At 68.3% G+C, this 22,849-nt stretch carries 27 protein-coding genes and 1 pseudogene; 25 read left to right on the forward strand and 3 right to left on the reverse strand.

What is annotated here, in order from left to right; translation table 11 throughout:
* The first annotated feature begins 515 nt into the window (after positions 1 to 515).
* Positions 516 to 839 (forward strand): DUF736 domain-containing protein, encoded by a 324-nt coding sequence (locus Q8K84_RS04605; RefSeq protein ID WP_293418161.1) that lies wholly within the window; start codon positions 516 to 518, stop codon positions 837 to 839.
* Between the two features lie 78 nt (positions 840 to 917).
* Here Q8K84_RS04605 and Q8K84_RS04610 read toward each other — a convergent pair whose 3' ends face one another.
* On the reverse strand, positions 918 to 1,148 hold the full coding sequence (locus tag Q8K84_RS04610; protein WP_305281286.1) for a helix-turn-helix domain-containing protein: 231 nt from the start codon (positions 1,146 to 1,148) through the stop codon (positions 918 to 920).
* 205 nt (positions 1,149 to 1,353) lie between these two features.
* Between Q8K84_RS04610 and Q8K84_RS04615 the strand changes: the two genes are divergently transcribed.
* From Q8K84_RS04615 to Q8K84_RS04725, 24 genes are all read left to right on the forward strand, one after another.
* Complete coding sequence (locus tag Q8K84_RS04615; protein WP_305281288.1) at positions 1,354 to 1,605, forward strand: DNA -binding domain-containing protein; 252 nt, start codon at positions 1,354 to 1,356, stop codon at positions 1,603 to 1,605.
* 214 nt (positions 1,606 to 1,819) lie between these two features.
* Positions 1,820 to 2,062 (forward strand): transcriptional regulator domain-containing protein, encoded by a 243-nt coding sequence (locus tag Q8K84_RS17375; protein ID WP_370867832.1) that lies wholly within the window; start codon positions 1,820 to 1,822, stop codon positions 2,060 to 2,062.
* Positions 2,007 to 2,567: a DUF2285 domain-containing protein gene (locus Q8K84_RS04620; protein ID WP_305281290.1), complete on the forward strand. Its 561-nt coding sequence runs from the start codon at positions 2,007 to 2,009 to the stop codon at positions 2,565 to 2,567. Before Q8K84_RS17375 ends, Q8K84_RS04620 begins: the two co-directional genes overlap by 56 nt.
* A 143-nt stretch (positions 2,568 to 2,710) precedes the next feature.
* A complete protein-coding gene (locus tag Q8K84_RS04625) occupies positions 2,711 to 2,992 on the forward strand; it encodes an AlpA family transcriptional regulator (protein ID WP_305281293.1) in 282 nt (93 codons plus the stop codon).
* 17 nt (positions 2,993 to 3,009) lie between these two features.
* Positions 3,010 to 3,891, forward strand: coding sequence for a replication initiator protein A (locus Q8K84_RS04630; protein ID WP_305281296.1), 882 nt, complete (start codon positions 3,010 to 3,012; stop codon positions 3,889 to 3,891).
* A gap of 211 nt (positions 3,892 to 4,102) precedes the next feature.
* On the forward strand, positions 4,103 to 4,741 hold the full coding sequence (gene parA, locus Q8K84_RS04635; RefSeq protein ID WP_305281299.1) for a ParA family partition ATPase: 639 nt from the start codon (positions 4,103 to 4,105) through the stop codon (positions 4,739 to 4,741).
* Entirely contained in the window at positions 4,738 to 4,980 is a 243-nt protein-coding gene (locus Q8K84_RS04640; RefSeq protein ID WP_305281301.1) for a hypothetical protein, read from the forward strand. Before parA ends, Q8K84_RS04640 begins: the two co-directional genes overlap by 4 nt.
* A complete protein-coding gene (locus Q8K84_RS04645) occupies positions 4,977 to 5,453 on the forward strand; it encodes a DUF2840 domain-containing protein (protein WP_305281304.1) in 477 nt (158 codons plus the stop codon). The genes Q8K84_RS04640 and Q8K84_RS04645 overlap by 4 nt, the downstream gene beginning before the upstream one ends.
* Positions 5,450 to 5,965, forward strand: coding sequence for a S26 family signal peptidase (locus Q8K84_RS04650; RefSeq protein WP_305281306.1), 516 nt, complete (start codon positions 5,450 to 5,452; stop codon positions 5,963 to 5,965). The genes Q8K84_RS04645 and Q8K84_RS04650 overlap by 4 nt, the downstream gene beginning before the upstream one ends.
* A 2-nt stretch (positions 5,966 to 5,967) precedes the next feature.
* On the forward strand, positions 5,968 to 6,810 hold the full coding sequence (locus tag Q8K84_RS04655; protein ID WP_305281309.1) for a lytic transglycosylase domain-containing protein: 843 nt from the start codon (positions 5,968 to 5,970) through the stop codon (positions 6,808 to 6,810).
* A gap of 265 nt (positions 6,811 to 7,075) precedes the next feature.
* Complete coding sequence (locus Q8K84_RS04660; protein WP_305281312.1) at positions 7,076 to 8,830, forward strand: DUF3363 domain-containing protein; 1,755 nt, start codon at positions 7,076 to 7,078, stop codon at positions 8,828 to 8,830.
* Positions 8,831 to 8,944: 114 nt separating this feature from the next.
* Entirely contained in the window at positions 8,945 to 10,954 is a 2,010-nt protein-coding gene (locus tag Q8K84_RS04665) for a conjugal transfer protein TraG (RefSeq protein ID WP_305281315.1), read from the forward strand.
* Positions 10,951 to 11,388, forward strand: a complete 438-nt coding sequence (locus tag Q8K84_RS04670) for a CopG family transcriptional regulator (RefSeq protein WP_305281318.1) — start codon at positions 10,951 to 10,953, stop codon at positions 11,386 to 11,388. The genes Q8K84_RS04665 and Q8K84_RS04670 overlap by 4 nt, the downstream gene beginning before the upstream one ends.
* A gap of 187 nt (positions 11,389 to 11,575) precedes the next feature.
* Positions 11,576 to 12,511: a P-type conjugative transfer ATPase TrbB gene (trbB, locus tag Q8K84_RS04675; protein ID WP_305281352.1), complete on the forward strand. Its 936-nt coding sequence runs from the start codon at positions 11,576 to 11,578 to the stop codon at positions 12,509 to 12,511.
* Entirely contained in the window at positions 12,508 to 12,825 is a 318-nt protein-coding gene (locus tag Q8K84_RS04680; protein ID WP_293421427.1) for a TrbC/VirB2 family protein, read from the forward strand. Before trbB ends, Q8K84_RS04680 begins: the two co-directional genes overlap by 4 nt.
* Positions 12,825 to 13,097, forward strand: coding sequence for a VirB3 family type IV secretion system protein (locus tag Q8K84_RS04685; RefSeq protein WP_293421425.1), 273 nt, complete (start codon positions 12,825 to 12,827; stop codon positions 13,095 to 13,097). Before Q8K84_RS04680 ends, Q8K84_RS04685 begins: the two co-directional genes overlap by 1 nt.
* Positions 13,098 to 13,107: 10 nt before the next feature.
* Positions 13,108 to 15,540: a conjugal transfer protein TrbE gene (trbE, locus tag Q8K84_RS04690; protein WP_305281331.1), complete on the forward strand. Its 2,433-nt coding sequence runs from the start codon at positions 13,108 to 13,110 to the stop codon at positions 15,538 to 15,540.
* Entirely contained in the window at positions 15,537 to 16,280 is a 744-nt protein-coding gene (trbJ, locus tag Q8K84_RS04695) for a P-type conjugative transfer protein TrbJ (protein ID WP_305281334.1), read from the forward strand. The genes trbE and trbJ overlap by 4 nt, the downstream gene beginning before the upstream one ends.
* A gap of 6 nt (positions 16,281 to 16,286) precedes the next feature.
* The gene (gene trbK-alt, locus Q8K84_RS04700; RefSeq protein WP_305281337.1) at positions 16,287 to 16,580 is read left to right on the forward strand and encodes a putative entry exclusion protein TrbK-alt; all 294 of its coding nucleotides are present in this window, start codon (positions 16,287 to 16,289) and stop codon (positions 16,578 to 16,580) included.
* Positions 16,580 to 17,869 (forward strand): P-type conjugative transfer protein TrbL, encoded by a 1,290-nt coding sequence (gene trbL / locus Q8K84_RS04705; RefSeq protein ID WP_305281340.1) that lies wholly within the window; start codon positions 16,580 to 16,582, stop codon positions 17,867 to 17,869. Before trbK-alt ends, trbL begins: the two co-directional genes overlap by 1 nt.
* Positions 17,869 to 18,552, forward strand: coding sequence for a conjugal transfer protein TrbF (gene trbF / locus Q8K84_RS04710; RefSeq protein WP_370867833.1), 684 nt, complete (start codon positions 17,869 to 17,871; stop codon positions 18,550 to 18,552). Before trbL ends, trbF begins: the two co-directional genes overlap by 1 nt.
* Positions 18,552 to 19,553, forward strand: a complete 1,002-nt coding sequence (trbG, locus tag Q8K84_RS04715; protein WP_305281345.1) for a P-type conjugative transfer protein TrbG — start codon at positions 18,552 to 18,554, stop codon at positions 19,551 to 19,553. Before trbF ends, trbG begins: the two co-directional genes overlap by 1 nt.
* Positions 19,550 to 20,800 carry a TrbI/VirB10 family protein gene (locus tag Q8K84_RS04720; RefSeq protein WP_305281347.1) on the forward strand — a complete coding sequence of 417 codons (1,251 nt, stop codon included), beginning with the start codon at positions 19,550 to 19,552 and terminating at the stop codon, positions 20,798 to 20,800. Before trbG ends, Q8K84_RS04720 begins: the two co-directional genes overlap by 4 nt.
* A 2-nt stretch (positions 20,801 to 20,802) precedes the next feature.
* The gene (locus tag Q8K84_RS04725) at positions 20,803 to 21,051 is read left to right on the forward strand and encodes a DUF2274 domain-containing protein (protein WP_305281348.1); all 249 of its coding nucleotides are present in this window, start codon (positions 20,803 to 20,805) and stop codon (positions 21,049 to 21,051) included.
* Between the two features lie 14 nt (positions 21,052 to 21,065).
* Here Q8K84_RS04725 and Q8K84_RS04730 read toward each other — a convergent pair.
* Positions 21,066 to 21,962: pseudogene (locus Q8K84_RS04730) on the reverse strand (LysR family transcriptional regulator); the annotation flags it as partial.
* An 85-nt stretch (positions 21,963 to 22,047) separates the two neighbouring features.
* On the reverse strand, positions 22,048 to 22,737 hold the full coding sequence (locus Q8K84_RS04735; protein ID WP_305281350.1) for a hypothetical protein: 690 nt from the start codon (positions 22,735 to 22,737) through the stop codon (positions 22,048 to 22,050).
* Positions 22,738 to 22,849: the final 112 nt, after the last annotated feature.

Below are 22,849 nucleotides of genomic sequence, written 5' to 3' on the forward strand. Positions count from 1 at the left end.
GTCAAAGGCGGCAAAGCGACGGTGTCGTGGGACGATCCTGCTTGGGCGCTCACGCTCCCGGGGGATGTTTGGCGGCTCGGGCAACGCTTCACCGGCCGAAAACCCGGGGTAAGAAGGCGGGTCGGGCAGCGTTCGGCGCGTGGACCCGATACGCCGATTTACACGCTGGACTGGCCGGAACTTCTACGCCGGACGTTTCGCCTTGCTTGGCGGTTGGCAAGTTCGCCAGGTCTGTCGTCGGATCGGCTGTCAAAGCACGCCCCGTCCGCGGTCTCTTGATGGGCTGATCTGGCCGAAGGACGGCTTCGCCTCGAGCGCCTCAGCCGCAACGTCGTTCGTCCGACTTTCTTCCCCGGCCCTTCGGGCCTCCTCGCGGGACAAGAAAGTCTCCCGACCGACATCCTCCGCTGCGCTGCGGCCCTGCCGGGTGCGTCGTCGCTCGCCTTGCGGCCCGTCGATCGCCATCGAGGCCGCGATGGGCGCGGTGCTCGAGACACCATCCAAGGAGAACGACCATGGCCACCATCGGCACCTTCAAGAAGAGCGGCAACGAGTTCAACGGCGAGATCGTCACCCTGAGCGTTCAGGCCAAGGGCGTCCGCATCGTGCCCGAGACCAACCGCAGCGGCGACAACGCGCCCAGCCACCGGGTCTATGTCGGCCGGGCCGAGATCGGCGCCGCCTGGAGCAAGACCTCCAACGAGGGCCGCGACTATCTGGGCCTCAAGCTGGACGATCCCAGCTTCACCGCTCCGATCTACGCCAACCTCTTCGACGACGAGGACGGCGACACCTTCAGCCTGATCTGGTCCCGCGCCTCCAAGCGCAACGGCGACTGAGCCGATCACCCCCGCCCGGGCCAGCCCGGGCGGGGCTTCGCTTGATAGCCGAAAAACAGCGGGCCGTGAGGCGCCCGGTCAAGCCGGCGGCGGCGCTCCGGCGTCACGTGATGCGCTGGGTGGCCGCAAGAGATCTGCGGCGTCTACGCCCAGCACCCGCGCCAGCCGATCGACGACATCGATGCTCGCGGCATAGACGCATCGCTCCAATGCGCTGATATAGGTTCGGTCAATGTCGGCACGGTGCGCCAGCTCTTCCTGCGAAAGCTCCTGGGCCTGCCGGTAAGTCCTCAGGTTAAGCGCGAGCACCTCTCGTATCTCCATGGACGAGACAGCACGGGCTTGTCGAGTATTTCACCACGGAGTATTCTCTACAGACCTCATGCGCGGAGGCGTCGAGCGTGGAAGCAGTCCCCATTTCTTGGCTTCCAGCAGGGCGACGAATTTACCCTGTGGCCGCGCCATCGCGTTTCGCTCACTCTGCGCTCCAGCCTTCGCTACAAGGCCCGCCGCGATGAACGATCGCCCTTTCCTGGACCAAGCGCCAGACGCTCCCGAGCTGACCGACTATGATCGCGGTCATGTGCAGACCTATCTGCGCCTGCTGGACGCGGCTGACGAGGGCGCTGACTGGCGCGAAGTGGTGCGGATCGTCTTCGGCCTTGACCCCGACATCGACCACACCGAGCGCGCACGAACCCTGTACGACAGCCATCTGGCCCGGGCGCGCTGGATCAGCGCTCAGGGCTATCAAGGTCTTGTCTAGAGCAAATGACCGCCCCAGGCGCTGTCGCCGGGGAGGCGTTGCGCTGCGCCTGCCAATGTGCGAGACAATCAGAATCAACGCCCGAGATGAGCAAAAGGCGTGATCGGTTTTCGCGATCACTTGCTCAGCATCTCCGGGGTTCAATATCTCCGTCCGAAACCCGAATCCTCTGCCGCGCGCGCAACTCCAGCGCGTCTCAGTCAGGGGGATCGTGATGTCGAGTAAGCCGAACTGGCGTGATCCGGCCGCCTATCATCAGGCGGCGCAGCTCCCGGTTGCGGATCTGGCCTGGGAGTTCCTGCGGCGCGACATCGGCTATCGGCGGGCTTATGCGTCCGCGGTGCGCCACACGCCCGAAGCCGCCGACGTGATTGCGCAGCGCTGGGGCTTGCGATTTCGCCGTGGACCCACGCCTGCCCGCAGGCGATGCCGAAGTCTATTGGCTTCCGAGCCTTGATCCTCGCCTTGTCCAGCTCGTCGGTGACACGAGCGGACTGGCCGTCACCACCACATCAGACCTCCCTGTGCGCCAGGTGCGGCGCGCCGATGAGGGCGCCTACTCCAAGCTGGGCCTGCCCACCGGCGCGAGCATAGCTCTAAGTCCGGCCGACCTTCCGGCGGACGCTCCGCTCATGGCGCTGGTTCCGCTCGACGCCAGCGCGCCGACCCGCCTTGAAGCACTGGCGCACTTGTGGCGCATCCTTCTCGGCCAGTCCTCCGGCCCGCCTCCGGGGGACATCAGTCCTTCGCGGCGGGAGCGGCTCGCCATGGCGCTGCGGGCCGCCGATGGCCGTCAGGCGAGCGCCACTCGCCGCGAGATCGCCGAAGTCATCTTCGGTCCCGACGCGGTGCCTGACGGCGTCGCCTTCGACGACCACCACCTGCGCAGCCGCACGTCCCGCCTGATCCGCGACGGCCTCGCCATGATCGCCGGCGGTTATCGCAAGCTCCTCAAGCCCTAGCATCGACAGGCGATCCCGGCTTGCGCCGGGTCGCAAACGCGGACCCTCGTTTCCGACCCGCCTCGACCCTTTCGCACTTCGCCAATCTCGCCTCCGACCGACGCCCGCCCTCGCGGGCCGCCGCAAGCCTTCGGAGGCCCGATATGTCCTCACCCGCGGCCTTGCCGCCCCGCTACCTGCGCACGCCCGAAGCCGCTCGGTTTCTGGGCCTTTCGGGGCGCACCCTCGAGAAGCACCGGACCTATGGCACCGGACCTCGCTACTCCAAGATCGGCGGGCGCGTGGTCTACCGCGTCGAGGACCTGCAGATCTGGGTTGATCGCGGCGCCAAGTCCTCGACCAGCGATGAGACCGGCAGCGTGGTCCTGCCCGCAAAGCGCCACGCCGTTGCCCCGCCGGCTTTCGCCGACGAGCGGCGCGGCTGAGTACGGGATCCGGTGCGATGTCGGCGCGGCGACGCCCCTCCCTTGAGCGTGAGCAGCTGGAACTGTTCCGGGCGCTGCCGGGCGACCTTGCGCCGCGCGACGCGCAGGACCTGATGGCCTATCCGTTCTTCAGCCTGGCCAAATCCAAGCGCCTCAAGCCGATCGATTTTCAGGCGGGGCCTGTCGCCATCCGCGTCGAGGCCGTCCCCGAGCACGGCATGGCCACGATCTGGGACGCGGATGTCCTGATCTGGGCGGCGAGCCAGCTGGTGGAAGCCCGCGACCACGGCCTTCGCACCTCCCGCCTGATGGCCGCGACGCCCTATGAAATCCTGACCTTTGTCGGCCGAGGCACCTCCGTTCGTGACTACGACCGGTTGAAGGCAGGCCTCGACCGCCTGCAGGCGACGACGATCGCCACCACCATTCGCCAGCCCACCGAGCGGCGGCGACACCGCTTCTCCTGGATCAACGAGTGGAAGGAAACCGCCGACGCCAAGGGCCGGCCCTATGGCATCGAGCTGATCCTGCCCGACTGGTTCTACTCAGGGGTCCTGGACGATGCGCTCGTTCTCACCATCGACCGCGCTTACTTCGATCTCACCGGCGGGCTCGAGCGCTGGCTGTACCGCATTGTGCGCAAACACGGCGGGCGCCAACCCGGCGGCTGGAGCTTCGACCTCACCCATCTTCACGCCAAGTCCGGCTCGCTCAGCCCGCTGAAGCATTTCGCCTACGACCTGCGCGACATCGTCCGGCGCCAGCCCCTGCCCGGCTACAAGCTGACGCTTGAACGCCCCTATGGCTTCGACCGGCTGGTCTTCGTCCCCACCACCGATCCCCTGGACTTTGCCATTCCTCGCCGCCTGCGGGTCGCCGCGACGGGGGAAAAGCTGTGAATTGTCTCGTGCTATCGAGGACCGGAACTATCGTGCCATCGGGGACCGCGGCCTCGTGCCATCAGGGACCGAATTGGCGGAATAACTCCTATGTTTCCGCGACTTGCCTGCCCCTTAACTTCCCTAACCTAGAATCCTACGGATTCTTTCTAACGCCCGGCATCCGCCCTCAAGCCGCTTCATTCAGGCGGCCGCCAGCGGGTGGACGCCGATGATCGTCGCCCTGCTCAACCAGAAGGGCGGCGTCGGCAAAACGACCCTCGCCTTGCACCTAGCCGGCGCCTGGAGCGCTCGCGGCCGGCGGGTGCTTGTCGTCGACGCGGACCCGCAAGGCTCGGCCCTGGACTGGGCTGAACAACGCGTGCGCGAGGGTCTGCCTCGGCTGTTCGGCGTTCTCGGCCTGGCGCGCGAGACGCTGCACAAGGAGCTTCCGGAGCTTGGACGCGACGTCGACCATGTGGTCGTCGATGGGCCGCCGCGCGTCGCAGGGATCGCCCGCTCGGCGCTGCTCGCCGCCGATCTAATCGTCATTCCGGCTCAGCCCTCTCCCTTCGACGGCTGGGCTTCGGCCGAAATGCTCAGGCTGCTCGACGAGGCCCGGGTCTTCCGCCCGCAGCTACGCGCCAGGATGCTTCTGAACCGTTGCGCGGCGCGCACGGTGATCGCCCGCGAGACGGCCGAGGCCCTCATCGATCAGGATCCCCCGGTGCTGGCGAGCCGCATCGGTCAGCGCGTCGCCTTCGCCGACGCCGCGCGGACCGGGCGCCTGGCTTCCGAAATCACCGGCGGCGAGCTGGCGGCGCGCGAGATCAGCGCCTGTGCGGCCGAACTCGATGGGCTGGCGCCATGACCGGGAGCCGCAAGCCCGCCTTCATCCAGCGTCCCAGCGATCCCGAGGCGTGGGTGCGCGCACCGGACCGCGCTGCGATCGGGCCCAAGGAGGCGTTCGCCGCGCGCCTGACGATCGACGTCACCCCGGCCATGCGCGGCCGGCTCAAGATCATCGCCTTCCGCAACGGCCAGACCGTGGCCGACATGCTGCGCGCCCTGCTCGACCGCGAGTTCCCCGACGACGGCGACGCCTCATGACTGGGCTCGCCGCCGCCAGAACCCGGGTCGAGCTCCTTCATCTGGAAGGCAAGATCGAACGCTGGATCCGCTTCGGCGAGGTGGCCGAAGAGGAGATCCTGGATCGCCGCCGTCGCGCCCTGTGGTTTGCGCCAGGCAGCGTCTTCGCCTTCGTCCGCTGGGCCTCGGGCGATCATGGCACGATCGTCTCGCGCATCGACATCCTTCGCGCCTGTCGCGCTGGACAGGCCTACACCACCATACCCGGCGTCACTCCCGGCGGCGAACTGCTGCTGCGGGCGAACGGATGGCGCAAAGTCGAGCGCGTCCTCGTCGCGATCGATCAGGTCGAGGCGCTCGGCGTGGCGCCGACCGACGCCTGTCCCGATCATTGGCGACACATCCACAACCGCCTCGCCGCTGCTGACGAGCCGCGCCCCTATACGGCGCGGCGACATGCGGCGTGGCTCGCACGGCGGAGCCTGGACCTATGACCCGCGCCTGGAAACCCTTGATGGCGGCGTCCGCCGCCGTCGCGCTTCTTGCGATCACGGCGGTCACGCAGCCGCCGCCGCGGCTGATCTGGAACGCCAGCGCCAGCGTGCCGATCGGCCTCTACGCGATCAGTCCGCCTCGGCCGCTGGCGGCGGGAGATCTCGTCGCTGTCGAGCCACCAGCGCCGCTCGCCGGCTTTCTCTCCGAAGGCGGCTATCTCCCGCCAGGCGTGCCGCTGCTCAAGCATGTCGCCGCCCTTCCAGGACAGCGCGTTTGCCGCATCGGCCGCACGATCACGGTCGACGCAGAGATCGTCGGCGAGGCGTCGCTACGCGATCGCCGCGGGCGCTCCCTGCCCGTCTGGAGCGGCTGCATAACGCTGGCGGACGGCCAGGTCTTCCTGCTGAACCCCGGCGCCCCAGCGTCGCTGGACGGGCGCTACTTCGGCCCTCTGCCAGCCTCCAGCATCATCGGCCGCGCCCGGCCCGTGTGGACAAGGGAGGGCGACTGACGATGCGGATCATCGCCCCCGCTCGCCTTGGTTTCGCCGCGCTCATCCTAGCGTTCGGTTGCACCACAGCCCATGAAGCCGCCGCCCAGGATCGTCCCGCCGCGTCGCCGAGGGGCATCGATCCCGTGGCAGACGCCATCGCAGAAGCCTCGCGCCGCTTTGGCGTGCCGCAGCATTGGATACGTGCGGTCATGCGCGTCGAAAGCGCCGGCGATAGCACCGCCGTCTCCCGGGCCGGCGCCATGGGACTGATGCAGATCATGCCTGGGACCTACGCCGAACTGCGGCGCCAGTACGGTCTGGGGCCTGATCCCTTCGATGTCCGCGACAATATCTTCGCCGGCGCCGCCTATCTGCGACAGATGTATGATCGCTACGGCGCGCCGGGATTTCTCGCCGCCTACAATGCCGGTCCGGGACGCTGGGAAAGCCATTTGGCGGGGCGCCGCGCGCTGCCCGCCGAGACGATCAACTATCTCGCCCGCCTTGCGCCAGCGCTGGGCGTTTCGCTCGAAAGCGCCACGATCGCCGCGCCCCCATCGCCTCCTCCTTCCCCCTTCGAGGCCCCGCTTTTCGTGCAGATCAGTGCCCATTTGGCGTCGCAAGCATCGCCCGTCGATCGGCGGCGGACTGACGAAGCCACAGCGCCCGATCTGACGCGCGCGGCGCCGAATGATCGCCAATCCTCACCGCCAAAAATCGCCATTCCGCGCACGGGACTTGGCGCCGCGCGCGCGGCCGATAACGACGCAAACGATGCGGCGATCACGCGTTTGGCTCCGCCCGTACCGGCAGCAAGCGGCCTGTTCGTGCCCCGGACCTTCGAGCGGAATCCCCAGCGATGATCCTCCTCGACCGGCGGGCTCACGGCGGCGATCGGCGGCGGCAGCGCACCGGCGGCGGCGCGGGTCCGTCAAACCGCGGATCCGGCAGGCAAAAACAGAGCAGAGGGCAAGATAAAAGCCCTGCCTGCGGCGATGGGCTATGCGGTTGGGATTTCAGGCTATTTTCGTCTGGCACCAGTGCGGACCCTGCCAGACATTCTGTTCATTTCCCCTGGCCGATCAGGCCCTTGGCCGCCAGCAGCGCCATCGTGGGCGGGATCGGCGCATGAGCGAGCGCGACAGCGATCTTCATGTCCGGCCGGGACGGGTCAGGGACGGCGGCGCGCCCGGGGGCAAGGCCAAGAGCTTCGTCGGAAAGGTGATGCGCGCCGCCCAGCGCGCCGGCCATCCCGGCTCGCGCTTCGCCGGAGCGGGCCGCGGGCGTTCGACCTTCGGGCGCGGCCGCCTCGCCAGCGCGCGGGCGGCGCTGCGCAGTCCCGGACGCCGGGTCCTCATCAAGGCTCGCGTCGCGCGTCATCGCGGCAGCCGGTTTCGCGCCGCGCCGCTCGCCACCCACCTCAGCTACCTGCAGCGCGACGGAACCAGCCGTGACGGCGCCGCCGGACGGCTGTTCGACGCCCAGAGCGAAGATGTGGACGGGCGCGCCTTCGCCGATCGGTGCGAAGCCGATCGGCATCATTTCCGCTTCATCGTCTCGCCCGAGGACGCCGGCCAGATGAGCGATCTGCAAGGCTTCACCCGCGATCTGATGGCCCAGGCGGAACGAGACCTTGGCACGCGCCTCGACTGGGTGGCGGTGACCCATCACAACACCGACAATCCCCACGTCCACATCCTCGTGCGGGGACGCGCCGACGATCAGACGGACCTGGTCATCAGCCGCGACTATATCGGCCGCGGATTGCGCGCCCAGGCCGAACGCCTGGTGTCGCTTGAGCTTGGGCCGCGTAGCGAGCGGGACATCGCCGCGGCGCTGCGCCGTGAGGTGGATGCGGAGCGCTGGACCGGCCTCGATCGGACGCTGCGCGGCTACACCGACGACGGCGGCGGCGTCATCGACCTGAGACCGGGCGGCGCGGCGCATGACGACCGCCAGCTCCATGACGTCCTGGTCGGACGCGCTCAGCGTCTCGAACGGCTCGGCGTCACGGAGGCCATCGGCCCCGCCCAATGGACGATGGCGCCCGACGCCGAGGCGACGCTGCGCGCGCTTGGGGAGCGCGGCGACATCATCAAGACCATGCACCGGGCGCTCGAAGGTCAAGGGCAATCGCGCGGCGTCGCCGCCTTCGCCATCCACGGGGACTCCGCGCCCAATGTGACGGGACGCCTGGTCGACCGCGGCCTGCAGGACGAGCTGACCGGATCGGCCTACGTCGTGATCGACGGCATCGACGGCCGGACGCATCACGTGCGTTTCCCGAACCTCGCGGCGACCGGCGACGCGGCGATCGGTGCGATCGTTGAAGCCCGGCCGTTCACTGGCGCGGATGGTCGGCAACGTCTCGCGCTCTCGGTCCGCTCCGACCTCTCGCTCTCAGAGCAGATCACGGCCTCCGGAGCGACCTGGCTCGACCGTCACCTGACCGCTCGCGACCCGGGGCCGGTGGCGGCGAGCGGCTTCGGCGGCGAAGTTCGCGAGGCGCTCGAACAACGGATCGATCGGCTCGCGAGCCAGGGGCTGGCCCGGCGGCAGCCGCAGGGCCCGACCTTCGAGAAGGATCTGATCGCAACCCTGCGGCGGCGCGAGCTTGCAGACGCTGCGGCTCGGCTCGCGAAGGAAGCCCGCCTGCCGCATCGGCCCTCCGGCGCCGGCGATCAGGTCGCGGGCGTCTATCGCCAACGGGTCACGCTCGCCTCCGGCCGGTTCGTGATGCTCGACAATGGCCTCGGCTTCGAGCTCGTGCCGTGGAAGACCGCGCTCGACCAGCACCTCGGGCGGCACATCGCAGGCGTGGTCCAGCCTGGCGGAACCGTAGACTGGTCGCTCGGGCGCAAGCGCGGGCTGGGCCTCGGCTGACCCCCCGCCGATCTGCACGCCAACCTATCCGGCCGCGCGACACCATGGGCCGAACTCTTGCAACGCCGATGACCTTTCCCAGGGTCGGCGCACTGCCCTGTCAGGAGTGTCGCGATGTCGGCCACCCGCATTCTCTGGGGCCAGGTTCTGATCGTCGCCCTTATCGCGTTGATCTCGGTCTGGGCCGCGACCCAATGGACCGCCTGGCGCCTCGCCTATCAGCCCGAGCTGGGCGCCCCGTGGTTCGTGTTCGCCGATCATCCGATCTACGCGCCGCCCGCCTTCTTCTGGTGGTGGTATTTCTTCGACGCCTATGCGCCGCAGATCTTCTTCGAAGGCGCGCTGATCGCCTCGGCCGGCGGCTTCGCCTCGATCGCCGTCGCCATCGGCATGTCGGTATGGCGCGCGCGCGAAGCCAAGAACGTGACGACCTATGGATCGGCGCGGTGGGCCACGGCGCGCGAACTGCGCGCCGCGAAGCTGCTCGGCCCCGACGGGGTGGTCCTGGGGCGCTATCGCCGGGACTATCTGCGCCACGATGGTCCCGAGCATGTGCTGTGCTTTGCGCCTACCCGGTCAGGCAAGGGTGTCGGTCTGGTCATCCCGACGCTCCTGACCTGGCCGGGCGCCTGCATCGTTCACGACATCAAAGGCGAGAATTTCGGCCTGACCGCGGGGTGGCGCGCCCGCTTCAGCCGCGTTCTGCGCTTCGATCCCACCGACGCCGATTCCGACGCCTACAATCCTCTGCTGGAAGTCCGCCGCGGCCCCTCGGAGGTGCGCGACGTCCAGAACATCGCCGACATCCTCGTCGATCCCGAAGGCGCCCTGGAAAAGCGAAACCACTGGGAGAAGACCAGCCACGCGCTGTTGGTCGGGGCCATCCTTCACGTCCTCTATGCCGAGGCAGACAAGACGTTGGCCGGGGTCGCCGGCTTCCTCTCCGATCCGAAGCGTCCCATTGAGACCACCCTGCGCGCGATGATGACCACGCCCCATCTTGGCGACGACGGCGTCCACCCCGTCGTCGCCTCGGCCGCGCGCGAGCTGCTGAACAAGAGCGAGAACGAGCGATCGGGCGTGCTGTCGACCGCGATGTCGTTCCTGGGGCTCTATCGCGACCCGGTCGTCGCGCGGGTCACCCGGCGGTGCGACTGGCGGATTTGCGATCTGGTTGACCAGCGGCGGCCCGCGAGCCTCTATCTGGTCGTGCCGCCCTCAGACATCTCGCGCACCAAACCGCTCATCCGGCTGATCCTCAATCAGGTGGGCCGCCGGCTTACCGAAGACCTCGACGCCAAAGGCCGCCGGCACCGCCTGCTGCTGATGCTCGACGAATTCCCGGCGCTCGGCCGCCTCGACTTCTTCGAGTCCGCCCTGGCCTTCATGGCGGGCTACGGCATCCGCAGCTTCCTGATCGCCCAGAGCCTCAATCAGATCGAAAAGGCCTACGGCCCGAACAATGCGATCCTCGACAATTGCCATGTCCGGGTCAGCTTCGCGACCAACGACGAGCGCACCGCCAAGCGGGTCAGCGACGCGCTGGGCACCGCCACCGAAATCCGCGACGCACGCAACTACGCGGGCCATCGGCTGTCGCCCTGGCTCGGGCATCTGATGGTGTCGCGCCAGGAGACGGCTCGGGCGCTGCTGACCCCCGGCGAGATCATGCAGCTGCCGCCGACCGATGCCATCATCCTGGTCTCCGGCCTCTTCCCGATCCGCGCCAAGAAGGCCCGATACTATGAGGACCGCCGCTTCAAAGCCCGTCTGCTGCCCGCGCCGGTGAAGCCGCGCAAGGCGCCAGGGCCACAGCGTGGTCAGGATCGCGGCGACGACTGGAGCCGCCTCAGCCCCTTGGCGCCGATCGTGTCGCCCGCTGCCGCCGCATCCGTGGGCGGCGAGGAGGCCGACGCGGACCCGGCGAACGCCGGCATTCGCCGCGAACCTGAGATCCCGCCCCACGAAGCCGTCGCGCCCGAGACGGACCGGCCGGCGCGCGAGTTCGAGGTGCTGGAGGACGAGCCGGACGAGGATGGCCTGCGGGCGCAGGCGCTGCAGGCGCGTATGCGCGGCCTCGCGCGGCAGGCTGCCCTCGATCCCGACGACGGGATCGTGCTGTGAAGGCGCCGCCGAGGATCAAGCAGACCTTCCGCATCCCGGCCGATCTCAGCCGGGATCTCGCCGACTATGCGCGGCGTCGCCGCGTCGCCCAGGGCGACGTGGTCCAGGCCGCGCTGGCTTCGCACCTCTCCCCCGACGGCGCCGACCGTCTTGAAGCGGCGCTGGCCCGCCGGCTCGATCGCATGTCCCGCCAGATCGATCGGCTTGAGCGCCACGTCATGATCAGCAATGAGACGATCGCCCTGTTCGTGCGCTTCTGGCTGACGGCCGTTCCGCCACTGCCCGACACCGCCCAGGCCGCCGCGCAAGCCAAGGGCCGCGAGCGCTTCGAAGGCTTTGTCGAGACCTTGGGCCGGCGACTCGCCAAGGGCCGCAGCTTCGCCGACGAAATCCTCCGCGACGTTCCCGCCGAGACCGAAGCCGACGAGGACTAAAACCGCCGTTTCCCTGCCGTTGTACGCCAGCGCACTACTACGCCCTCGTCGCTGTTGAACCCGCCTCAGATCGCCGCTTCTTGATTGACCCGTTGAGGATCTCGCCTTCGGCGAGACGCGAGGAAACGGGACGACATCAGTGACCACGCTCGCCTTCCGATCCGAAAGCTTCGCCCGCGGCGCGCGCATGCTGCGCACCGCGCTCGGCGCCGACATCGCCGCCTTCCTCGACGACCCCGCCATCGTAGAGGTGATGCTCAATCCCGATGGACGCCTCTGGATCGACCGGCTGGCCGGCGGCCTGGAAGACACCGGCGCGCGCCTCAGCGCCGCCGATGGCGAGCGCATCGTGCGCCTTGTCGCCCACCACGTCGGCGCCGAGGTCCATGCCGGCAATCCGCGCGTCTCCGCCGAGCTGCCCGAGACGGGAGAGCGCTTCGAGGGGCTGCTTCCGCCTGTGGTGGCGGCGCCCAGCTTCGCGATCCGCAAGCCTGCGGTCGCCGTCTTCACCCTGTCGGACTATGTCGGGGCGGGGATCATGCGCGCCGATCAGGCGCAGAGCCTGCGCGCCGCGGTCCACGCCCGCAAGAACATCCTGGTCGCCGGCGGCACCTCGACCGGCAAGACCACTCTGGTCAATGCACTGTTGGCGGAGGTGGCGCAGACGGGCGACCGCGTCGTCCTCATCGAGGACACGCGCGAACTGCAATGCGCCGCGCCCAATCTTGTGGCCCTGCGCACCAAGGACGGCGCTGCGAGCCTGACCGATCTGGTCCGCTCGGCGCTTCGGCTGCGCCCCGACCGCATTCCCATCGGCGAAGTGCGCGGCGGCGAGGCGCTCGATCTGATCAAGGCCTGGGGCACCGGCCATCCCGGCGGCGTCGGCACTCTGCACGCAGGCTCAGCGCTCGGGGCGCTGCGTCGGCTCGAGCAACTGATCCAGGAGGCGGTGATCACCGTCCCGCGCGCGCTGATCGCTGAAACCATCGATCTCATTGCGGTTCTGTCGGGCCGCGGCGCCGCCCGCCGCCTGGCCGAACTCACGCACGTCGAGGGGCTCGGCCCCGACGGCGACTACCGGCTCGTCCCTCAGCTGCCTTCCTCGCCAGGAGATCTGCCATGACCCCTCTTTGCCGTCGCCTCACCGGCGCCGCGACCTTCGCCTTGTTCGCCATCGTGACCGCGCCGGCCTATGCGGCCGGCTCCAACATGCCTTGGGAAGCCCCACTCCAGTCGATCCTGGAGTCGATCCAGGGGCCGGTGGCCAAGATCATCGCGGTGATGATCATCATCGTCACCGGTCTCACCCTAGCGTTCGGCGACACCTCGGGCGGCGCCCGCAAGATGATCCAGATCGTCTTTGGCCTTTCGATCGCCTTCGCCGCCAGCTCCTTTTTCCTGTCCTTCTTCTCCTTCGGCGGCGGAGCGCTGATCTGATGCTCGGCGCGGACGAACCCGCTGTCGGCTTCTATGCGCCGGTCCGGCGCAGCCTCACCGAGCCGATCCTGCTCGGCGGCGCGCCGCGGTCACTGGCCATCATCAACGGCACGCTTGCCGCCGCCTTGGGCCTGGGCCTCCGCTTGTGGCTGGCCGGCCTGCTGATCTGGTTCGTCGGGCACATGGCCGCAGTGTGGGCGGCCAAGCGCGACCCCGCCTTCGTCGAGGTTGTCCGCCGCCACCTGCGCTACCCCACCCACCTCGGCGCATGAGGCAGGCGCGATGCTGAACCTCACTGAATATCGCGGCAAGTCGCAAAGCCTCTCCGACTTCCTGCCTTGGGCGGCATTGGTCAGCGAGGGCGTGATCCTCAACAAGGATGGCAGCTTTCAACGCACGGCCCGGTTCCGCGGGCCCGATCTCGATAGCGCCACGCTGGCCGAGCTCGTCGCCACCACCTCGCGGCTCAACAACGCGCTGCGCCGGCTCGGCTCGGGCTGGGCCATCTTCGTCGAGGCCCAGCGCCATGCGGCGGGCGGCTATCCGCCAGGCGCCTTTCCCGACGGCGTCTCGAACCTGGTCGACCATGAACGCCGCGCCCAGTTCGACGAGGCCGGCGCCCATTTTGAGTCCTCATATTTCCTCACGCTGCTCTGGTTGCCGCCAGCGGAGGACGCCGCGCGCGCTGAAGCCTGGCTCTATGAGGGACGCGACCAGTCAGGAGTCGACGGGCGCGAGCAACTCGCCGCCTTCATCGATCGCACCGATCGGGTCCTGAATCTGATCGAGGGCTTCATGCCCGAGGCCGCCTGGCTCTCCGATGTCGAGACGCTGACCTATCTCCACGCAACCATCTCCACGCGCCGGCATCGGGTCCGCGTGCCTGAAACGCCGATGCACCTGGACGCCTTCCTCGCCGATAAGCCGCTGATCGGGGGGCTGGAGCCGCGCCTGGGAGAGGCTCATCTGCGCACGCTGACGGTGATGGGTTTTCCCTCGCAGACCTGGCCAGGCCTGCTGGACGACCTCAATCGCCTCGCCTTCGACTATCGCTGGGTGACGCGGGCGATCTGCCTGGACAAGACCGACGCCGCCAAGGTGCTCGGCCGTATCCGCCGCCAGTGGTTCGCCAAGCGCAAGTCGATCGCGGCCATGCTCAAGGAGATCATGACCAACGAGGCCTCGGCCTTGATGGATACCGACGCCGCGAACAAGGCGGCCGACGCCGATCTGGCGCTCCAGGAGCTGGGATCAGATCTGGTCGGCACGGCCTATGTCACCGCCACCGTGACGGTGTGGGACAAGGACCCCCGCGTCGCCGAGGAACGGCTTCGACTGGTCGAGAAAGTCATTCAGGGCCGCGACTTCACCTGCATGGCCGAGCGGGTCAACGCCGTCGAAGCCTGGCTCGGCAGCCTGCCCGGTCACGTCTACGCCAATGTCCGCCAGCCCCCGATCTCAACGCTGAATCTGGCGCACATGATGCCGTTTTCGGCGGTCTGGGCCGGGCCGGAACGGGACGAGCATTTCGATGCGCCGCCACTCTTTCTCGCCAAGACGGAAGGGTCGACGCCGTTTCGCTTCTCGCTCCATGTCGGCGACGTCGGCCACACCCTGGTGGTTGGGCCTACCGGCTCAGGCAAGTCGGTGCTGCTGGCGCTGATGGCGCTCCAGTTTCGCCGCTATGCCGGCTCCCAGGTCTTTGCCTTCGATTTCGGCGGATCGATCCGGGCGGCTGCGCTCGCCATGGGCGGCGACTGGCATGACCTGGGCGGATCGCTTGCCGAGGACGCCGCCGAACCTGTGGCCCTACAGCCGCTGGCCGAGATCGATGGCGATGACGAGCGCGCCTGGGCGGCCGAGTGGGTCGCCGCGGTTCTCGCGCGCGAAAAGGTGGACGTCACGCCGGACGTGAAGGAGCTGGTCTGGTCCGCCCTCAACAATCTCGCCTCCGCTCCGAAGGCCGAACGCACCCTGACCGGACTATCGGTCCTGCTGCAAAGCCAGCCCCTCAAGCAGGCGCTCAAGCCCTTCTGCGTCGGCGGCCCCTGGGGGCGCCTGCTCGACGATGAAGCTGAGCGGATTGGCGAGGCCGATGTGCTGGCCTTCGAGACCGAAGGGCTGATCGGCACCGGCGCCGCCGGGCCGGTGCTCGCCTATCTCTTCCACCGCATCGAGCGCCGGCTCGACGGCCGACCGACCCTGCTGATCGTGGACGAAGGCTGGCTGGCCCTCGACGACCAGGGCTTCGCCAGCCAGTTGCGCGAGTGGCTGAAGACCCTGCGCAAGAAGAATGCGAGCGTCGTCTTCGCCACCCAGTCGCTCGCCGACATTGACGGCTCGGTCATCGCGCCAGCCATCATTGAAAGCTGCCCGACGCGGCTGTTTCTGCCCAATGAGCGCGCGCTCGAGCCGCAGATCGCCGCCATCTATCGGCGCTTTGGCCTCAACGACCGCCAGATCGAGATCCTCAGCCGCGCCACGCCCAAGCGCGACTATTACTGCCAGTCGCGCCGCGGCAATCGCCTGTTCGAACTGGGCCTGGGCGAGGTCGCACTCGCCTTCACCGCCGCGTCCAGCAAGGCCGATCAAAGCCTGATCGCCCGCCTCATGGCCGGGCATGGCTCCAAAGACTTCGCCAAGGCCTGGCTCGAAGCGCGCGGCGTCGCGTGGGCCGCAGATCTGATCCACCCCCAGCAGGAGACCATGCCATGAATGCCCGCCTTCGCTCCCTCCTGGCCGCCGGTGTCGCGGCCGTGAGCCTCTCGGCGCTGACCGTTCCCGCCCAAGCCCAGATCACCGTCTGGGATCCGACCAACTATACCCAGAACGTGTTGCAGGCGGCGCGCTCGCTCCAGCAGGTCACCAATCAGATCACCTCGCTGCAGAACGAGGCGCAAAGCCTGATCAACCAGGCCCGTAACCTGACCAGCCTGCCCTATTCCTCGCTGCAACAGCTCCAGCAGTCGGTGGCCCGCACCCAGCAGCTTCTGAATGAGGCGCAAGGCATCGCCTACGACGTCCAGCAGATCGATCGGGCGTTTCAGACGAGCTACGCGCCGGCCAGCGCCTCCAGCTCCGACCAGGCGCTTTTCGCCTCGGCCCGCCAGCGCTGGGAAACCTCGGTGAAGGCGCTGCAGGACGCCATGCGCGTGCAGGCCGGCGTCGTCGGCAACATCGAGACCAACCGCACCCAGATGTCGGCCCTGGTGGGCGCCAGCCAGTCGGCGACCGGCGCGCTGCAGGCGGCCCAGGCCGGCAACCAGCTCCTCGCGTTGCAGGCCCAGCAGCTGGCCGACCTGACGGCCGCCGTCGCCGCCCAAGGCCGCGCCCAAAGTCTCGAAGCCGCCCAACGGGCCGCCGCGGCCGATCAGGGCCGCGAGCAGCTTCGCCGCTTCCTGACCCCCGGCCCCGGCTATCAGCCGACCGACGTCACCATGTTCCACGATCGCTGACGCATCATGCGCCTCTTCCGCCCGTTCGCGATTGGGATGAAGCCGCCGAGGCCGGGCCGAGCCCTTCTCGTGCTCGGCCTCGGCGTCGTGGTCGTTGCGCTGCTTCTATGGCTCTTCGCAAAGGCCACTGGCGACGCGCGACCGAGCGTTCAGCCCGGGCCCTCCGGCAAGACAGATCCGCTCCGCGCCGACCTCCTCCGCTGCAACGAGCTGGGCGCCGCCGCACTCGATGACGCGGCCTGCAAGGAAGCTTGGGCCGAGAACCGTCGTCGCTTCCTGGGCGCGCGGGAGGCCCGCTGATGGAAGGCACGGGCGTCATCGACCGCTTCCTGGAAGTCTTCACCCGCTACATCGACAGCGGCTTTGGCCTTCTTCAAGGCGAGGTGGCGTGGCTGGCGTCCACCCTCATCGTTATCGACGTCACGCTCGCGGCGCTGTTCTGGGCCTGGGGCGCGGACGACGACATCCTCGCGCGTCTGGTCAAGAAGACCCTCTTCGTCGGCGTCTTCGCCTTCATCATCGGCAACTGGAACACGCTGGCCCGGATCGTGTTCGACAGCTTCGCCGGGCTGGGATTACAGGCCTCGGGCACGAGCCTGAGCGCGGCGGAGTTTCTGCGCCCCGGCCGCGTCGCCCAGGTCGGTCTCGACGCCGGCCGGCCGATCCTGGAGTCCATCTCCGGGCTGATGGGCTACATCAGCTTCTTCGAGAACTTCATCCAGATCGCCGTGCTGCTGCTGGCCTGGGCGATCGTGCTGCTCTCGTTCTTCATCCTCGCCATCCAGCTCTTCATCAGCCTGATCGAGTTCAAGCTCGCCACCCTGTGCGGCTTCGTGCTGGTGCCCTTCGGTCTGTTCAACAAGACCGCCTTCATGGCCGAACGGGTCCTCGGCTTGGTCATCAGCTCAGGGGTCAAGGTTCTGGTGCTCGCCGTCGTGGTCGGCATCGGCTCCACCCTGTTTGGCGAATTCACCCAAGGCTTCCAGGCCCAGCCCACGATCGAGGACGCCATGGCTCTGGTCCTGGCCGCCCTCTCGCTGCTGGGGCTCGGCATCTTCGGTCCGTCCATCGCCAACGGCATCGTGTCTGGCGGTCCGCAGCTGGGCGCCGGTGCGGCAGTCGGAACAGGGCTGGCCGCCGGCGGCGCAGTGCTGGCCGGCGCGGCCGGCGCGCGCATGGCGGGCGGCGCGGCGCTGGCCGCATCGCGGGGCGGGGCAAGCGTCGCCGGTGGCGCATCGGCCGCCTACCAGCTGGGCAGCGCCGCCAAGGGCGGCAGCGTCGCGGGCGGTCTTTCCGGCGTCGCACGGGCGGGCGCCTCGGCTGCGGCGTCGCCGCTGCGCAAGGCGGCCGCGGACCTCGGCCAACGATATCAGGCCGGCGGACGCGCCGCCTTCGAAGGCCTGGGCGGCAAGGTCTCTGGCGCGAGCCCCGCCAATGACGCCGGCTCGGCGCCGAGCGAGCCCGCTTGGGCCAAGGCCATGCGGCGGCGGCAGTCCGCGGCGCATGGCGTCCAAACCGCCGTGCACGCCGTGCGGGCCGGCGACGGCAGCGGCGCAGGATCTTCCGTCAATGTCCGAGAGGCTGAGTGATGCTCTTCAAACGATCGTCGACGCGCTATGGCCGAACGCCCGAACCCGAAACGCCGTATCAGCGCGCGGCCCAGGCTTGGGATGACCGGATCGGCTCGGCGCGTGTCCAGGCCCGCAACTGGCGCCTCATGGCGTTTGGGTCGCTCTTTCTCTCGGCCGGCCTTGCGACCGCCGTGGTTTGGCAGGCAGCCTCGGGCACCGTGGTGCCGTGGGTGGTGCAGGTCGATCGCCTCGGTCAGGCGCAGGCGGTTGCACCGGCCGACGCCAGCTATCGGCCGACCGATCCGCAGATCGCCTGGCATCTGGCCCGCTTCATTGAGCAGACGCGTGCCATCCCGGCCGATCCCATCGTGCTGCGCCAGAACTGGCTGCGTGCCTACGACTACACCACCGACCAAGGCGCGCTGGCGCTCAATGACTACGCCCGCGTCAACGACCCCTTCGCCAAGCTCGGGCGTGAACAGGTCTCAATCGAGGTCTCCAGCGTCATCCGGGCCTCGCCCGACAGCTTCCGCGTCGCCTGGGTCGAACGCCGCTATGTCGACGGCGCCCTGGCCGCCACCGAGCGGTGGACAGCCATTCTAACCATCACCATCCAAACCCCCCGCGACGTGGAGCGCCTGCGTAAGAACCCGCTCGGCGTCTACGTCCACGCCCTCAACTGGTCCAAGGAGCTCGGCTGATGCGACTGACCGCACTCCCTCTCGTTTTACTCGCGTCGGTATCCGTCGCCGCCTGCTCCCACACCTGGACGCCGCCCGACATTACCTATGACGCCGCGGCGACCCCGCAGCCGGCGGTCCTGGAAGCGGAGCCGCCCAAAGCGATTGAGATCGTCGAAATACCGACGCCCCTGCCGCTTCCGGGCCAGCTGCAGCGAATCCCGGAGGCGCGACCGCAGCCGCCCGAGCTGGCAGACCCGCGAGCACGCGTCGAGGCCGCCAACAGCGCCGCCCGCATCCAGCCCAGCCGGTCCGGCTACTTTAATGCGGTGCAGGTCTACCCCTATGCCGACGGCGCGCTTTACCAAGTCTATACCGCGCCGGGTCAGGTCACCGACATCGCCTTGCAAGCGGGCGAGCAACTGGTCGGCACCGGTCCCGTGGCTGCCGGCGACACGGTGCGCTGGATCATCGGCGACACCGAAAGCGGAAGCGGCGCGAACCGGAGGATCCACATTCTGGTGAAGCCGACCCGCGCGGACCTGCAGACCAATCTCGTCATCAACACCGACCGGCGCACCTATCACCTCGAGCTGAGGGCGGCCGAGCGGACCTATATGGCGAGCGTCTCCTGGTCCTATCCGCAAGACGAACTCATTGCCCTGCGCCGCCAGAACGCCGAGGCGTGGGCGGCGCAGCCTGCGGCCACCAGTCCGCTCGATGCTCTGGAGACGCTCAATTTCCGCTACCGCATCGAGGGCGACAATCCGGCCTGGCGGCCGGTCCGCGCCTTCGACGACGGGCGCCAGGTGTTCATCGAGTTTCCCAGCGGCATCGCCCAGGGCGAAATGCCCCCGTTGTGGATCATCGGGGCCCAAGGCGGCGCCGAGCTGGTCAACTACCGCGTTCGCGGCCGCTACATGGTCGTTGACCGACTCTTCGGCGGCGCGGAACTTCGTCTCGGCGCCGATCGCCAGCGGCGCGTGCGGATCGTGCGCATAGACGGGAGGCCGGCATCGTGACGGCGGGAGATGCCGATGGCGCGCCGGCCGATCGGCCGCGCCCGGAAAGCGAGATCGCCGAGGAGCTGCGCTTGCGACCCGAGCGGCCCAAGGTCGTTCGACTGTCGCGCAAGGTGCTCGGCATCCTCGCCGGCGTATCCGCGCTGGCGATTGGCGGCAGCCTGATCTGGGCGCTTCAGTCCAGTCGCCCCGCAGACCAGGCCGAGCTCTACAACACCGACAATCGCTCCACGGCCGACGGTCTGTCGCGCCTGCCTGCCGACTATGCGGGGCTGCCGCGGCAAGCGCCGCCGCTTGGGCCGCCGCTCCCGGGGGATCTTGGCCGACCAATGCTGAATGCAGGCGTTCAGCCCGAGCCCCTCCCCGGCGCGCCGGCGCCAGCAGCGCCCGCGCCCGATCCTGAGGCGCAGCGATTGGCGCAGGAGCGCCAGCGGCTTGCTCAGGAACGCGAAGCCGCCCGCGCCAGTCGCCTGTTCGCCAGTGAGACGCAGACTTCCGCCGAGGGCGGCGGGGCCGCCGCCAGCGCGGCGTCGGGTTCGCCTGATAGCATCCTGCGTGGCGTTGCCGCCGCAGCGGGTGGCGGTCCCTCAGCGCCGGCGAGCGATGCAGAGCGGCGTCTGGCGTTCCTCAATGGGACCGCGGACCGCCGGACGGCGAGCGCCGAAGCGCTCCAGGCGCCGCTCAGTCCTTATACAGTTCAGGCGGGTGCGGTGATCGCCGCCGCCATGGTGACCGGGCTTCGCTCCGACCTTCCCGGGCAGATCACCGCCCAGGTGACCGAGAACGTCTACGACAGCCCGACCGGGCGCATTCTCCTCATCCCGCAGGGCGCGCGGCTCATCGGCCAGTACGACGCCGAGATCGCGTTCGGGCAATCGCGCGCCTTGCTGGTCTGGAACCGCCTAATCTTGCCCAACGGGCGCTCGGTCGTTCTGGAACGGCAACCGGGCGCCGACGCCTCCGGTTACGCCGGACTTGAGGACGAGGTCGATAATCACTGGGGCCAGCTCTTCCGCGGCGCCGTGCTGTCCACCTTGCTGAGCATCGGCGCCGAAGCCGGTACATCGTCGTCCGAGAGCGACCTCCTGCAGGCCATCCGCCGAGGCGCCTCGGACAGCATCAGCCAGACCGGCCGTCAGATTGTGGGCCGTTCGCTCAACATCCAGCCCACGATCATCATCCGGCCAGGAGTTCCGGTGCGGGTCATCGTCACCCGCGATCTCGTGCTCGAACCCTACGGAGGTTGACCATGGCGGCGCTGAAACTGGGCGCGATCACCGATGACCGTCCTGTCCGGCTGACCATCGAACTTCCCGCAGCCGTGCATCGCGACCTCACGGCCTATGCCGAGGTGCTGGCGCGGGAAACCGGGACGTCCACAGAACCGGCCAAGCTGGTCGCGCCGATGCTGGCGCGGTTCATGGCTTCCGACCGCGGCTTCGCCAAAGCGCGGCGATCAGTATCGCATGGCGCCACGACCCGAGCCGGGTCGACGTAGCCGCGTTTGAGAAACGACCAGAAGCGCCGCAGAGGCGGGTTGTCATTGCTAGGGTCGCGATAGGCGGTGAGCGGGACGAGCGCCTGGTCGCCGCCAGCCAAGGGAATCGCCACCACGCCCTGCGGCAGGCTCCCAAGGGCAGACTCGATCATCAGGGTGAGGCCGAGGCCCATCCCCACCATCGACAATACGGTTTCACGGCTGATCGAATGTGAGCGGGTCACCGGTCTGCGACCGTGCCTGCCCATCCTGCCGGCAAGCAACTTCACCGCCTCGGCGCCGACGCTTTGGGCGGCGACAAGAAGCGTCTCCTCCTCAAGGTCGGACCAGTGCACTTCAGAGCAGCCTGACACCGGATGACCCTGGGCTATGAGGACATGCAACCGCTCATGCCAAAGAAGCAGCGGCTCGCCCAGCTTGTCGTCGGGCCCGCCGTGAAGGACAGCAATGTCGATCGCACGCGAACTGATCCCCTCCACCATCCGAAATCTGTCCCCTTCGACGAGCTGGAGATCGACTTCTGGATGCTCCTCGGCATAGGCGCTCAGGGCGGTCCGCAAGCGGCCTGCCGATAAAGATGTGGTGAGGCCGAGCGTCAGCTTGCCAGCCGTGCCGCGGCTGGTCGCGGCGGCGTTGATGACCGCCAGATCGAGGACGCGCAGGGCCTCGCGAGCCTCTTCAAAGAAGGCGGCCCCGGCCTTGGTCGGCTCGACTCCACTTGAGGATCGGTGAAAGAGCGAGACGGTGAGCGCGTCTTCAAGCGCGCGGAGTCGGTGGCTCAAGGCCGCCTCGCTCATCCCGATCGCCGTAGCGGTACGGCGAAGGCTGCGATGCTCAGCGATTGCAAGCACCAGACGAACCGAAGCCAGATCCAGGCCAAGGCGACGGCTGGGTTTTACGCCAGCCCTCATGTCATAGAGTTCCGATCATCATGGCGTGTCCACGGCCGCTTTTTGCACGGCACGGTAGAGCCAGATGCTTACAGGTCCGTGACAGTCACCGAATATCTTTTTCGATGAACCCCAGAGTATTGGCGTTTTCAATCAAGGTTCGAACCTTGGCCTTATCGAGACCACTCGGCACTTCCGCATCGATCTCCAGCTTGAGCGACACCTCGCTGCCGGGAATAGTCGTCAGCTGTTCGACGATCGCCTCGACGATCTGGTGGATTTCCCGCGCAGGGCGCTCGGAAGAGATCATCACCGTTCCAAGAAAGCGGGTCGGCCTTCTCTCCACCGGCTGATCACCAGGAGCGCCGTCGGATGGCCCCGTGGTGGAGGGCTTTCCCCCCGGCTCCGAGGGGCCGCCATTGGGCGACGGAGGAGTGGGCTCCGCAGGAGCCGGCCGACGCGCCTCTGCGACCTCGGGCTTGATGATGACGCTGTCGCTATCGATCACCACGGCGGCGTTGACGGCGCGCTCGATTGCCAGACCAAGATAGGCGTCGGCCTTTTCGTCCCAGCGTTCGGCATATGCAAAGGGGCCGGGCAGCATACCGCCTACGGCGGCCTGCACCGTCTTCACCAGCACCGCCTGGTTCTTCAAGCGTGGCAGATAGGTGTACCGGTTGAGGTACTCCCATAGGTCTCTCAGCGAGAGATGCGGCTTGCCGTTCCAGATGTACTTCTGAAGATCGCGGTCGAGGCGCGTGGGCCCGAGTTCCGGCAGAAGGCCTTCCTCACCCACGAGCTTCTTGCTGGCGCGCGCCAGCAGTCTGAGGTGGCGCCGGTTCTCCGTACAGTTTGGCGGCTTGGCTAAGGTTGGTTCGGGTTCAGATTACGCCGCCAGTTTGTGCTCA

This window comes from Phenylobacterium sp., from assembly GCF_030679875.1.
GTDB lineage: Bacteria > Pseudomonadota > Alphaproteobacteria > Caulobacterales > Caulobacteraceae > Phenylobacterium.